Raw genomic sequence first — 13,145 nt, 5'->3', positions numbered from 1 at the left:
CGGGAAGGTCTCAGGACGGACACGGATGCTTGTCAGGTCCCCCCTCCGGTGACATAGTGACTGCTGGTATGCCATTGGACCATCAGACCTGAATACACACGCAGTGCGACGAACACAGCGAAGGAAGGGGACGACGTGGGCATCACCACGCGGCGGTCGAAGATGATCGCCATCACCGCAATGGCCACTGGGCTGGTACTTCTGGCGGCGGGGTGCAGCAGCTCGGACGACTCGTCGGGGGGATCGTCCGGGGGCTCGACGGGCGACTCGACCGCCGGGCTGAAGCTCTGGGTCATCGACTCGCAGAACAAGGACTTCAAGACCCAGTGGGAGGCCGCTCTCGCGGACTTCACCAAGCAGTCCGGAGTGCCGGTCGACCTCACCATCTACCAGAACGACCAGTTCAAGCAGCAGATCGCCAACGCGACGGGCACGTCGACCATGCCCGACGTCTTCACCAACTGGAGCGGCGTCGGCCTCATCGGCAACATCTACGACTCCGGGGCCCTCATGCCGCTGGACGACCTGTTCAGCCAGTACGGCTGGAAGGACAAGTTCGCAGCGACGTCACTGGCCGGCGTGACGATCGACGGCAAGCTCATGGCGATGCCGTTCCAGGTGCAGAAGATGGCCGTCGCCTACAAGAAGTCGACGCTCGAGAAGGCCGGGATCACCCCGCCGACCACCGAGGCCGAGCTGGACGCGGACATGAAGACCCTGCTGGGCGAGGGCATCACGCCGTGGTCGTTCGCTGGCAAGAACTCGTGGGACACCATGCGGCTCTCCGACTCGCTGCTGGAGATGGCGTGCGGCGCCGACGAGTTCGACTCGCTGCGTAACCTGAAGTCGGACTGGAAGACGAGCGACTGCGCGACAAAGGGGTTCCAGACGTTCCGTGACTGGATCGACAACAAGTACCTGACCGCCGACTACATGGCGCTCGATCCGAACGCCGGCGACATGTGGAAGCCGATCTTCGATGACACCGCCGCGTTCACCATCGACGGCAACTGGTCGGGCGACCTGCTCCGGACCAACAACCAGAACCCCGACGACTATGCGATCTTCAACTTCCCCACCGGGTCGGACCGGATCGCCCAGTTCCAGACGTCCCTCTACGTCACCAAGGACACCAAGAACCCGCAGGGCGCCGGCAAGCTGCTCGACTTCCTCGCCAACCCGACGACGCTCGAGACCTACCCCGCCGTGCTCTCCGGAGCGCTGCCGGCGGTCACGGACGTCAAGCAGCCCGATGGCCTCTCCTCGTACGACGCCGTGTGGTGGGGCCTCGGCAACGACGCCAAGGGCGTCTACGGCCCGTCCGACCAGGCGTTCCCGCCGGACGTCGCCACGGCCTTCCTCCTGAACAACGACAAGCTCCAGCTCGGGGAACAGACGCCCGAACAGACCGTCGCCGGCATCCAGACGGCTGCGGACGCGTGGAAGTCCCAGAACGGCGGCTGACCAGAGGATGACCGTCTCGAACCTCGAGCCACCGAAGGTGGTGTGGCGCAAGCGGCGCCACACCACCTTCGGTGGGTTCACCAGGGCATTGCCCTTCACAGTTCCCGGGCTGCTGCTGGTCGCCGTGTACCTCGTCTACCCGGTGCTGCGGGCCGTCTACCTGAGCTTCACCAGGTACAAGGGCTTCGGTAGCCCCATCATCGGATGGGGCAACTACAAATACCTGTTCACCTACGACCAGATCTTCAAGGGAGCACTGCGCAACACGCTGGTCTGGACGGCGCTGTCGGCCGTCCTGCCGGTGATCCTCGCGCTCCCGCTGGCCGTCGCACTGAACGGCAAGCCCGCGGGCGCACCTTCTTCCGAGGCGCCTTCTACCTTCCGGCCGTGCTGTCGGCGATCGTCGTTGGCATGAGCTGGGGGCTGATCTACCGAGCGAACGGCTTCCTCAACCAGCTTCTGCGGCAGCTCGGTCTCGACTCGCTTGCCAAGGACTGGCTCGGCGACCCGTCGACGGCCCTCTACGCCGTGCTCGCTGTCAGCGTGTGGGCCGGGACGGGCACCGCGATGGTGCTCCTGCTCGCCGGACTGCAGTCCGTTCCGAGCGAAGCTCATCGAGGCCTGCCGCATCGACGGCGGCAACCGGTGGACCGTGTTCCGGCACATCGAGATTCCGACCCTGCGCCCGACCCTCTCGCTGGTGTTCCTGCTCTGCATCATCAACGGGCTCAAGTCCTTCGACCTCATCGCGGCCACCACCGCAGGCGGCCCAGGCGGCGCGAGCCAGATGTTGTCCTACTACTCGTGGACGGTCGCCATCACCAACCACAACTACGGGGTCGGCTCGGCTGTCGCCTCGATCCTGCTGGTCATCTCCATCTTCGTGATCGTGCCGTACGTGCGTACGACGTTCCGACCGAGCCAGGCCTGAGGGGGCATCCGTGGTCACCGTCACCAGGGCTCCCGGGCGCACCAACGACGCCTCACAGCCGGTCCGCCGGAGGCGCCGCCGCACCGTGGGCGGGGTGCTGAGCTGGGTCGCTTTCGTCCTCGCGCTGCTCGTCACCGTCGTCTGGCTGTTCCCGTTCCTCCTGGTCGTCCTCACCTCGCTGCAGCAGTTCGGCAGCGTCGGCACGAACGTCACCACGTGGTTCACCCACCTCACGCTCGGCAACTTCGGGCGCGCGTGGACCGAGGGAGGTCTGTCGGTCTACATGGTGAACTCGGCGGTCATCGCATTCGTCAAGGTGCCGTTGGGCATCGTCGTGTCGGGGATGCTCGCCTTCGGGCTCTCGCGGTTCACGTTCCCGTTCCGCCGGGGCATCGTCGTGCTCATCGTCGCGCTCGCCGCCGTGCCCATCCAGATCGCCCTGATCTCGATCTTCCGCATGCAGCTCTCGGCCGGCCTGCTCAACACGTACTGGGGCCTGATCCTCGTCTACATCGCCTTCGGGATCCCGTTCCAGACCGTGTTCTTCTACGCCTACTTCAACCAGATCCCTGCCGAGATCGAGGAGTCGGCGCGGCTGGACGGGATCGGCCCGTGGCGCTACCTGTTCACCATGCTGTACCCGCTGTCGCGCCCGCTGATCGCCGCCCTCTTCGTGCTGGATTTCGTGTCCACGTGGAACGAGTTCCCGATAGCCCTGACGCTGCTGCAGCACAACGAGCAGTGGACCGTGCCGCTCGGGCTCGTCTCGTTCCTGGGCCCGTTCACCAACGACTATCAGCTGCTCAGCGCGGGTATCGTGCTGGCCGCCCTGCCCGTGCTGGTCATCTACCTGCTGCTGCAGCGGTTCTTCGTCGGCGGCCTCCTCGCGGGGGCCGTCAAGGGCTGAGCGGCTCAGTGCGGCGCGACCCGTTCGTAGGCGTGCAACGAGTCGGTCAGGTGGTCGCGCATGGCCTCGACGGCTGCCGCGTCGTCGCGGCGCGCGAGAGCCTCGGCGATCCGTCGGTGCTGCTCGAGTGCGATCCGGCCGCGGTCGGGGTCGCCGAGCGTCGCCCGCCGGACCTGGATCATGACGTCCGCAATCGAGTCGACCAGCACGAGGTAGAGCTCGTTGCCGGACGCGGCCGCGATCGTGCGGTGGAAAGCGACGTCGGCCATCGCGGCGGGCTCAGCCTGCCCCTCGGTGCCGGCCATCTGCTCGCACGCCTGCGTGATCTCGGCCAGCTGCTCGTCGGTCGCGCGCACCGCCGCCCAGTGCGTCGTGGCTGGCTCGAGGGTCTCGCGCACCTCGCTGATCTTGCTCGGGTCGAGCGGCCCGCGTGCCGTGAGGTAGAGCTCGATCGACTCGGAGATCGAGCCGTGGTCCATCTTGGCGACCCGCACACCCGAGCCGGACGTGTCGAGCACGCCCTTGGCCGCGAGGTGGCGCACCGCCTCGCGGATCACGGTTCGGGAGACCCCGAACTGGTCGCCCAGATCGCGCTCGGAAGGGATCCGGGACCCGGCGGCCAGATCGGCTTCTCGGATGGCCTCGAGCAGCCGCTGGCTGACCACCTCGAAGAGGCTGGGGCTTCGGTCGAGCGGTGTAAAGGTCAGCGGGCTGTCAGGCACGGCCGTCCCCTCCTCGGGTGTAGATGATGGTCTTGGTGACATCGGCGGGATTGTCGTGCGTGAACTGCAGTGCCTCGGCGGCGCGCTCCAGCTCGAAACGGTGGCTTACCCAGCCTGCCAGCACGTCGGCATTCCGCCGGGCCAGGTCCACGGCGCGCGGGAACTCGCCGTGGCTGTTGCGTGAGCCGAGGACGGTCAGCTCCTTGCGAGTGAACACGCCAAGAGGCACCGTCAGGTCGTCGGTCGAGACGCCGACCACGACGACCGTCCCGGCGTGCGCTACCACGTCGAAGGCCTGGGCGACCACGTCGGGGGCGCCCGTGGCGTCGACCACCACGTCCGGGCCGGACCGCCCGAACCGGCCGCGGACGGCGTCCGCGATGCCTCCAACCGTCGCGACGGCGTCCGCGCCCAGCGCCTCGACGAGGCGCAGCCGCACGGGTTCTCGGTCCACCACGACCACCCGCGCTCCGGCGTCGAGCGCGGCGAGTGCCACGGACCGGCCGATCGATCCGGCACCGAGAACGAGCACCTCGGACCCCGTGCCCACCGCCGCGCGGCGCACGGCGTGCAGCGCGACGGCGAGCGGTTCGATGAGCGCCGCGACCTCGGCCGGCAGGTCGCCGACCTCGTGCACGCGGTCCACGGCGACGGCGACGGTCGGGGCGAGGCCGCCGGGGCGGTGCACGCCCAGCACCTCGAGCCGCTCGCACGCGTTGTCGTGGCCACTCGTGCACGCATGGCACGCGCCGCACGGCACCAGAGGGTCGACGACGATCCGTGCGCCGAGCGGCGGTGAGCCGGGCGCGGCCTTCGTCACCACCCCGGAGAACTCGTGCCCCTGGACCACCGGGTAGGTGAGGTAGAGGTGGTCGCCGCCGAAGATGTGCAGGTCGGAACCGCAGATCCCGACCGTGTCGACGGTCACGACGACCTGCCCGGGGCCTGCGTCGACCGGCGCGAACACGGGCTCGACGACGACGTCGCCGGGTCCTCGCGTGACCGCCCGCACCGCTCCTCCCGTCCCCATCGTCCCTAGACCGCCAGCATTCCGCCGTCGACCATGAAGAGCGCTCCGGTGGAGTAGCTTCGAATCGTCGGAGAGCAGGAAGGCGGCCGTGGCCGCGACGTCTGCGGGCGTGCCCGCACGACCGAGCGGGATCTTGCCGACGAAGAAGTCGCGGGTCGTGTGGTCGGCCATCATCGACGCGACGAGGGGAGTGTCCGTGAAGCCGGGAACGACGACGTTGACGCGGATCCCGAGGGGTGCCAGGTCGGCGGCCATGACCCGCGCGAGCCCGTGGACGCCGGCCTTGGACGCCGAGTACGCCGTGTAGCCGCGCGCCTGTCCGACCAGCCCCGTGGGCGAGCCGATCACGACGATCGATCCACCACCGTTCGCGATCAAGGCGCGCGCGCCGTGCTTGCCGGTCACCGCCATGCCGCGAAGGTTGACCGCGACGGTCTGGTCCCACACGTTCAGGTCGAGGTCCTGGACGGAAGAGTCCTGGCCGTGCAGCTGCACACCCGCGCCCGCGACGACGCCGTCGAGGCCGCCCGCCCAGTCGCTCGCCGTCCCGAAGGCGGCCTCCACCGCGGCCTCGTCGGAGACGTCGCACGGCAGGGCCAGCGCGGCGTTGCCGAAGCGTTCGGCGGCCGCCACGACCCGCGCCGCGTCTCGGTCGAGCAGCGCGACGCGGGCACCGTCCGACACCAGGCGCTCGGCGACCCCGAGCCCGATGCCGGAAGCCGCCCCCGTCACCAGGACCCGTCTGCCCCGCAGATCGGTCACGACCCACCGCCTTCCCAGGTCTGACGACGCCCAGGCGCGGTCAGCACACGGACGGACTGCGCGCACCACTCGGCCTCGAGGCTCCCCGTCGCGGCCGCGCCTGCGTCCTGCCACGGGCACCACTGCTCGATGATGAGGTTGATGCCTCGCTCTGCCGGCCGCACAGCGTCGAGCAGGTGGTCGAAGCTCCAAGCGCCCCTCGCCCAGCGGGGCACCGGTGAGCCGGAACCCGAGCATGTCGGGACTGCGCTCGAACGCGAAGTCCTTGACGTGGACGTTGAGCGTGCGGGGCGCCGCCAGGTCGATCACGTGCCCGGGATGCTCGAAGGCACCGACGACGTTGCCGGGGTCCAGGCATATCCCCACCGCCTCGCTGTCGGCCGCGGCGACGACCTCGACGAGCGTCGCGGTCGGGATCTGTTCGTACGTCTCCAGGGCCAGCGCGACGCCGGCCGACTCGAACTGGGGGGCCACCTCGCGCAGCGCCGCCGCCGTGCGCTGTGGGTCCGGAGGCCGCCCCGGTGCCCCGGCCATGGACCGGACCAGACCGGCGCCGAGCGCGGTCGCGATCCGCAGGTGGTTGAGCAGGTGTTCGACCTCGACGCCCCGGGTGCCGGTCTCCAGGGCGAGCCCACGCTCGCGCGACGCGTCCCGCAGGTCGGCCAGACCTGCTTCGGAGAGTGTCTCGAGCTCGGCCAGTCGCACACCTGGACCAGGTCGAGCCCGAGCTTCCACCGCGTCATCGAGGATGTGCTCGAGCGTCATCGGCTTCTCCTGGCGGTCGGACGCGCGCCACAGGTACGCATAGGTGCTGATACCGAGCGTCATCGGGCCACCGCCACGCCCAGCGGCGGGATCTCGATCGAACCGGTGGGCAGCAGCACGGTCATGGATCTCCGCGTCCGGTTGGTCAGCCACGCGATGCCGTCGAGCTCGATCCCGCGGACCTCGTCGCCGGTCAGGTGAAGTGCCCGGGCGGACGTCGCCCGGGTGAAGGCGGCAGCCACGTCGTAGGCGGGGGAATGGTGACCTGCGTCGGTGACGAGGCCGCGGAGCCCGTGAAGCTCGCCAAGGGTGACCCGATCGGCGCCCGCGCCCACCAGCGCGGCGAGGGCGCCCAACAGCCAGGCGGCTGCCACCGGCTCATGCTGGCGAGCGTCGACCGATCCGGAGTCGCGCCCGAGGCGGTCGATGACGCCCGAGGCGTAGATGTTGCGCCTCGGCCGCAGCGTCAGCGGGCCGACCTCGACCAGCCCGCGGGCGAACGTCCGCACCGTTGCGATGGCGGCGGCGTACGAGTCGGGTGTCGCCACGATCGCCTCGGCGTCCAGGTCGTGCACTGTCGGAGCGACCGAATACGCGACGCCGTCGACGCCGAGCGCGGCCGGGTCGAGGCGATGGCGATTGAGTCGGCGAGGTTGTCGTCCGTTCCGACCAGCAGCGGGCACCCGGGACGCCGGACCCGGCGCACGGCCTCCAGTGCGTGGACCGTCGTGGTGGGCGCGCCCGCATCGAGCGCGATCAGTGCACTCGGGGCGACGTCGGCGAGCAGGGCCGCCAGCTCGTCCATGCCGCGGTGTGCTGCGCCCTCCACATGGACCGCGAGCTCGACCGCGCCGGCGACGGCGGCGGCGAGGACCTGCGAGCCGCCGAGAAGGCCGGAGTCCGACGCGACCACGTCGACCCGCAGCCACGCCGGTGCCAAGCCGGCGAGGTCATCGGCGTGCGCGATCGGGTCCTCGCCCGGGCCGAGGCACAGGCCGATCGCCGGCAGAGCCAGCCGGTCGCCGGGCTCCGCCCGCAGCGGCCCGATCGACGACGCCCGCGTGCGTGCGGGGCGGGCCGTGATGCGCACGTCGATCGACTGCGCGAATCCGGCACCGGCCTCGAGCATGAACGGATACGGGAGGTCCAGGGGTCGCGAGTAGGTCTTGAAGGACGGGTCGGACCAGTTGCGCTGGTCCTCCGTCTCGAACACGTCGCCGACAAGGCTCACCGTGACATCTACGCCGGGCGCGACCACGTCGAACCCGGCAACCTCCCGGAACGGCTGGTGGGGAGAGACCTCGGTGGGGAACCGCGAGTCGGTCATGCGCCCGTCGGGATGGTGCACCACGACCCGATGGCCCGCCCAGGCGAGCGGGTGCAGCACGACGAGGCCGATGCGGTTCAGCCGCGACCGGCCGCGAGCCACGCCCTCGATGCGATAGGAGAGCCCCTCCGGGCTGACCGTCACCACGCCCGTCCATGCGACGTCGACGCCGTCACCGACGTGCGACCCCGTGAGCCGCACCTCCGTCGGGGAGGCCTGCTCTCGGACCACGTCCCCCGGCACAGTTGCCCAGCCCGCGTCGCGGACCAGGACCGCGATCGCCGGGGACACGGGGACGCTGCCGAACCGCACGTCACGCATCTGACCGTCGGGTTCAAGCCGGGCGCTGATCGACCCGGCCTGCAGGGGCATGGGACCGGTTTTGCCGGCCACCAGGGGCGCCGCCGCACCGGTCGACATGCCGCCTCCATTCACGTGGTATACCGTACACTAGGTGCCGCACCGTCAGCGAGTCGATCGACCCGACGGACGGCGGGTCTTGAGCAACCCCAGCACCTCCGGCGTGAGGGCAGTCGGCCCGGCTGGCTCTGCCCGGACCCTGGCGATCGCGGTCGCGCTGCTCGGCACCGTCACCGCCGTCGCTGCGAGCACTCGTCACACGAACGCCGCCTGGTCGGCACGGCACTAGCGACATTTGCTGAAGACCGATAGACCGACCGATGACGGCACGAACACTCTCGAACACGACCGCGTGATCGCGCGCCAGCACCGCCGGTCGGGCCCCACGCGTCATCTGATTGCAGCCGGGGCGCCTGCCCACCACCGGTTCTGCAATTTCCCTCAGCGTCGCGCCATTGCCCGAGGCGGTGAGGCGCTGCTCGCGCAGGAAACCTCGACCCGCCCCGGTACGGATTCGCGCACACGGCGATGGGACCAGATCAGTTGCGACCACCGCGGCGATGCCCGGCGCTTCTGAGGTTCCTGGGGTCGCCAGTGCGCCGGCCGATGTCGGATGGGTCGAGGCGGCGTCCAGATCGCGCAGCCGGGGCGCCGAGCAACACCTCGGCCCCTTTCTCGGCCACGCGGCCGGACACCGGGGGCGGACCTACCTCAATGCCGCAAGGTGTTCGGCGAGTTTGAGCGTGGTGTCTGCGGCGCTGCCGGGCCGGGCTGCGATCCACGAGACGCATGCCTCCCATTGCCACCGGTTGTACTGGTCGACCACGTCATCCGTCATCTCGCGAATCGCCGGCGTCGGCCCTGGGCCTAGGCCCAATACCGTTCCCCCCACACCGGTACGGCCCTCCGGCCTGGAGGCTCAAGGCGGGTCGTCCCACGGCGGGCGACGAGCCGAGAGAGGCGAACTCCGATGCACAGGATCACCGATCAGTACTTCGACCGACCGAGACGGGCTCGGCGAAACGAGCGAACGGCAGGTCTCTCCAGTCGGCAGTAACGTCGCACACGTGGACGTCATCCCGCGGGCTGCCTCAGGACTCCCCTGGTCGGAAGGCGTCGGGCCCAGATGGTTCAGGCTTACCGTTGACGCGCATCCCTTGCGCGGTCACTCTCCCGAGATGGATGGAACATCATGAGCACCGAACGCGCCGTCCTTGCAGGTGGCTGTTTCTGGGGCGCGCAGGCTCGCTGCGCCGCCGGCCGGGCGTGGTCTCGACCCGCACCGGCTACTCCGGGGAGACACCCCGAACGCGACCTACCGCAATCACGGCGACCACGCCGAGAGCGTGGAGATCGTCTTCGACCCCGACATCATCTCGTTCCGGGATCTGCTCGAGTTCTTCTTCCAGATCCATGATCCCTCGACCCGGAACCGGCAGGGAAACGACGTCGGGCGGAGCTACCGATCAGCGATCTTCTACACCAGCGAGTCACAGAAGGATGTTGCACTGGACACGATCAAGGACGTCGACGCGTCGGGGCTGTGGCCCGGGCAGGTCGTGACCGAGGTGGTACCGGTCGGTGACTTCTGGGAGGCAGAAGAAGAGCACCAGGACTACCTCGAGAAGTTTCCCGCTGGCTACACCTGCCACTACGTCCGGCCCGGGTGGACCTTGCCCCACCATGAGAGCCAGACCGCGTGACCGGCTCGATCGGCCGACCGGAGCCACCGCGCAGCTGACGAGCGCGCATCGCCGTCTTCGGAGTTCGCCGCCATGAGGACAACCCCACGATTCCTCGCCAACGCGGCCTGACTCAACCCGCGCAGCAGACCTTCCTGCGCGATTGCGCCGGCGCATGTGAACGACGTTCGCGATAGTCACTGGCGTTGGCCGCGACGAGACTCGGCAGGGCTTACGGACGCCGTGACTCGGATCTGCTCGTATCCGTTGCGCACCGAGCCGTGCGACAGGCCGAGGACGCGACCGACCACCAGTTCCGTCCAGGCCGCGTCCGGCTGGTCGAGAACCGCTCGGGCTTCTCGCTCGGTCCGGGCCACACGATGCCCCGCTACCCCTCCGAAGAACGCGGCTGAGCGCTGCTCACGCTGACCGGCGCACGACGAGGGAACAGGTCGCGAAGATCTCGGTCGGGCCGTCGGCCCGCCCTTCCACGCGTGCCGCCAGAAGGTCGACGGCGTGCTTGGCGATCTGATCGGTGCCGGGCTCGATGGTCGTGAGCGGTGGAACGGCGAACTCCGCCATCGGGACGTTGTCGAAGCCGATGACCGCGACATCGCTGGGCGAGCTGAGCCCACGCGCCGCGATCGTGTGCAGGGCGCCGAACGCCATCGTGTCGTTGAAGCAGAAGACGGCGTCGGGCGGTTCGAGCAGGCTGAGCAGCCGCTCCATGCCTACGGCGCCGTCGCGCAGGTGCCAGTCCTCGGCGACCACGACGTACTCGTCGGGCACCTGCCGCCCGTGGCTGGCGAGCTCGGCGCGGAACCCGTCGAGACGCAGTGAGGCTGCACTGGTGGTGGCGACGCGCGGGTTGGAGCCGATCGCCGCGATGCGCTGGTAGCCGCGGTCCACGAGGTAGCGCGTGGCCAGCCGGGCCGCCTCGACGTTGGCCATCGCGACGTGGTCGACCGGCGCGTTGAAGATGCGGTCGCCGAGGATCACCAGCCGGTCGTTGCCGGTGAGGTGCCGCTCGTCGCCGGGCCCCAGGGCGTGCGGCTGGAAGATCAGACCGTCCGAGTGCTGTCGGCTCGCGCCGCTGAGGATCGCCAGCTCGTTCTCGCGGCGTGCGTCCGTCTGCTGGATGACCACCGACCAGCTGTGCCGCTCCGCCTCGATCATGATGCGGCCCGCGAGGTCGGCGAAGTAGTCGATGCCCAGCTCCGGGATGGCCAGCGTGATCGAGCCTGTCCGGCCCGTGCGCAGGCTTCGGGCCGAGGTGTTCAGCCGGTAGCCCAGCTCGTCGACCGCGCGCAGCACGCGTTCGCGGGTCTCGGCGCGCACGGACGGGTGCCCGGAGAGCACGTTGGAGACGGTGCGCCCGGTGACGCCGGCACGTGCCCCGACATCAGCCATCGTCACGGCGTCCGATCTGCTGCCCATGCGATCACCCGCCCTCTGCAGCGCACCGGATGCGGACGCTGGCCCACGATACGGCGGGCAGCGTCAGCCGCAGGGAGCCGCCGCGCAGGTCCGTCGCCAGCGGCTGTGGGCTCACGGCGTCGGGGGACTCGATCGTGTTGGTCGCGTGCGGGTCGGGCACCCACAGGAGGTGTGCACCGTCGACCTGGTCGGCGTCCAGGGCCGTCAGGTCGAGCTCGACGTCTGCGGCGGTCGCGGTGGAGCAGTTGGCCAGGTGCACGAGTGCCTCGGACCCGTCCGGGCTGACGGTGACGATGCAGGTCACGATCTCGTCGGGCCCCGTGGCCGTGTTCACCGTGTGCACGGTGTGGCCCGCGCTGCGTGCCACGGCGGCGAACGGGTGGAAGGTCGTCTGTCGCCACGCCGGCCGCCCTGGCTCGGCCCGGATAGGACCGATGACGTTGACCAGCTGCGCCATGGCCGCGATCGAGACGACGTCGCAGTGCCTGAGGATGCTCTGCAGGAGGGACCCGACGACAACGGCGTCGGCGAGCGTGTAGACCTCTTCGAGCTGCCGCGGCGCCTCCTCGAACGGTCGGCCGATGTCAAGCGCGTCGTACGCGGCGTAGTTCCAGACGTTCCACTCGTCGAGGCTGATCCGAATGTCGCGCACGCTGCGGGTCGCGGCCCGGACGTGGGCGATCGTCGCCGCGACGTCGTCGAGGAACCGGTCGAGCACGTCGGACGAACGGAGGAACGTGCCCAGGTCGCCGTCGTCGTAGAAGTAGATGTGACACGAGAGGTAGTCGACGAGGTCGATCGTCCGGGTCAGCACCTCGCGTTCCCAGGCGCCGAACGTGCTCATCTGCGGGTTCGAGCTGCCGACGACCACGCTCGAGCGTCGGGTCGAACATCCGCATCGCCGCCGCCGTCACGGCGGCGCGCTCGGCGTAGTCGCGCACGGACCGGTGGCCCAGCTGCCACGGCCCGTCGGCCTCGTTGCCGAGGCACCACAGGCGCACGTCGTGGGGGTCCGGCGAGCCGTTGTGGATGCGCTCGTCCGACAACGTCGTGCCGGACGGGTGGTTGGCGTACTCGAGGAGCTGAAGTGCGGAGCGCGTGTCGCCCAGACCCAGGTTGAGGGCGAGCATCGGCTCGACGCGGGCTTGGCGGCACCAGGCGGCGAACTCGTCGGTTCCGAACGCGTTGGTCTCGATGGACCTCCACGCGAGGTCCAGCCGGCGCGGACGCGCCTCCCGCGGTCCGATCCCGTCGCGCCAGTCGTACCCGGAGACGAAGTTGCCGCCCGGGTAGCGCACGATGCTAACCCCCAGCTCACGGACCAGCTCCAGCACGTCGGCGCGAAAGCCCTCGGGCGTAGCGCTCGGGTCGTCCGGGGCGAACACGCCCCCGTAGACGCCGCGGCCCAGGTGCTCGACGAACGACCCGAACAGTCGAGGGTCGGCCGTCCCGACGCGGCGCCCGAGGGCGAGCGTCACGGGGACAGCCGAGGCGCCGGCGTCGTCCGCGGAGGGTGTGATCACGGTGAGGCTCTCTCCTTCAGGTCGCATTTCTTCGATGAAATTATGCGGTCCGACAACGGCTGTCAACCACCGCGCCGTTTCGACATTGATGCTTGACGAAAAGGGTTTCAGGCGACATCCTCGCTCCAGGACGAGGAGTTCATCGTGGAAATGGTGCGCAGGCGTCCGGCAGGGACACGGTCAACGAAGACAACGAGAGGCGGCTTGCTCATGAGGAACCACAAGCGATCCCGCG

Annotated in this window: 9 protein-coding genes and 3 pseudogenes; 5 read left to right on the top strand and 7 right to left on the bottom strand. The window is 69.6% G+C overall.

Annotation, left to right across the window (positions count from 1 at the left end; genetic code table 11):
* The first annotated feature begins 135 nt into the window (after positions 1 to 135).
* The 4 genes from AC38ZX_RS14520 (at position 136) to AC38ZX_RS14505 (ending at position 3,302) form a co-directional block, all read left to right on the top strand.
* Positions 136 to 1,464, top strand: a complete 1,329-nt coding sequence (locus AC38ZX_RS14520; protein WP_491294977.1) for an ABC transporter substrate-binding protein — start codon at positions 136 to 138, stop codon at positions 1,462 to 1,464.
* A 7-nt stretch (positions 1,465 to 1,471) separates the two neighbouring features.
* Positions 1,472 to 1,879, top strand: a complete 408-nt coding sequence (locus AC38ZX_RS14515) for a carbohydrate ABC transporter permease (protein WP_491294976.1) — start codon at positions 1,472 to 1,474, stop codon at positions 1,877 to 1,879.
* A 237-nt stretch (positions 1,880 to 2,116) separates the two neighbouring features.
* Positions 2,117 to 2,395 carry a carbohydrate ABC transporter permease gene (locus AC38ZX_RS14510; protein ID WP_491294975.1) on the top strand — a complete coding sequence of 93 codons (279 nt, stop codon included), beginning with the start codon at positions 2,117 to 2,119 and terminating at the stop codon, positions 2,393 to 2,395.
* Positions 2,396 to 2,489: 94 nt separating this feature from the next.
* Entirely contained in the window at positions 2,490 to 3,302 is an 813-nt protein-coding gene (locus tag AC38ZX_RS14505) for a carbohydrate ABC transporter permease (RefSeq protein ID WP_491294974.1), read from the top strand.
* Positions 3,303 to 3,307: 5 nt separating this feature from the next.
* On the opposite strand, the gene AC38ZX_RS14500 is transcribed toward AC38ZX_RS14505, so the two are convergent.
* The 4 genes and pseudogenes from AC38ZX_RS14500 to AC38ZX_RS14485 all read right to left on the bottom strand — a co-directional run.
* On the bottom strand, positions 3,308 to 4,024 hold the full coding sequence (locus AC38ZX_RS14500; protein ID WP_491294973.1) for a FadR/GntR family transcriptional regulator: 717 nt from the start codon (positions 4,022 to 4,024) through the stop codon (positions 3,308 to 3,310).
* Positions 4,017 to 6,644 carry an SDR family oxidoreductase gene (locus AC38ZX_RS14495; protein ID WP_491294972.1) on the bottom strand — a complete coding sequence of 876 codons (2,628 nt, stop codon included), beginning with the start codon at positions 6,642 to 6,644 and terminating at the stop codon, positions 4,017 to 4,019. Before AC38ZX_RS14495 ends, AC38ZX_RS14500 begins: the two co-directional genes overlap by 8 nt.
* Positions 6,641 to 7,264 (bottom strand): D-apionate lactonase family protein, encoded by a 624-nt coding sequence (locus tag AC38ZX_RS14490; RefSeq protein WP_491294971.1) that lies wholly within the window; start codon positions 7,262 to 7,264, stop codon positions 6,641 to 6,643. The genes AC38ZX_RS14495 and AC38ZX_RS14490 overlap by 4 nt, the downstream gene beginning before the upstream one ends.
* Positions 7,265 to 7,716: 452 nt before the next feature.
* Positions 7,717 to 8,229 (bottom strand): annotated as a pseudogene (locus AC38ZX_RS14485) (D-apionate lactonase family protein); the annotation flags it as partial.
* Positions 8,230 to 9,460: 1,231 nt separating this feature from the next.
* On the opposite strand from AC38ZX_RS14485, the pseudogene msrA reads away from it, so the two are divergent.
* Positions 9,461 to 9,971: pseudogene (gene msrA, locus AC38ZX_RS14480) on the top strand (peptide-methionine (S)-S-oxide reductase MsrA).
* Positions 9,972 to 10,370: 399 nt separating this feature from the next.
* On the opposite strand, the gene AC38ZX_RS14475 reads toward msrA, so the two are convergent.
* From AC38ZX_RS14475 to AC38ZX_RS14465, 3 genes and pseudogenes are all read right to left on the bottom strand, one after another.
* Positions 10,371 to 11,387: a LacI family DNA-binding transcriptional regulator gene (locus tag AC38ZX_RS14475; RefSeq protein ID WP_491294970.1), complete on the bottom strand. Its 1,017-nt coding sequence runs from the start codon at positions 11,385 to 11,387 to the stop codon at positions 10,371 to 10,373.
* Positions 11,388 to 11,391: 4 nt separating this feature from the next.
* Positions 11,392 to 12,258: an alpha-L-arabinofuranosidase C-terminal domain-containing protein gene (locus AC38ZX_RS14470; protein ID WP_491294969.1), complete on the bottom strand. Its 867-nt coding sequence runs from the start codon at positions 12,256 to 12,258 to the stop codon at positions 11,392 to 11,394.
* Positions 12,259 to 12,322: 64 nt separating this feature from the next.
* A pseudogene (locus AC38ZX_RS14465) lies at positions 12,323 to 12,937 on the bottom strand (alpha-L-arabinofuranosidase family protein); the annotation flags it as partial.
* Positions 12,938 to 13,145 lie beyond the last annotated feature (208 nt).

The sequence above is a fragment of the Cellulomonas sp. McL0606 genome, assembly GCF_058248365.1.
Note: the sequence above shows the minus strand (reverse complement) of the source record. Positions and strands in the feature narration are given on the sequence as shown.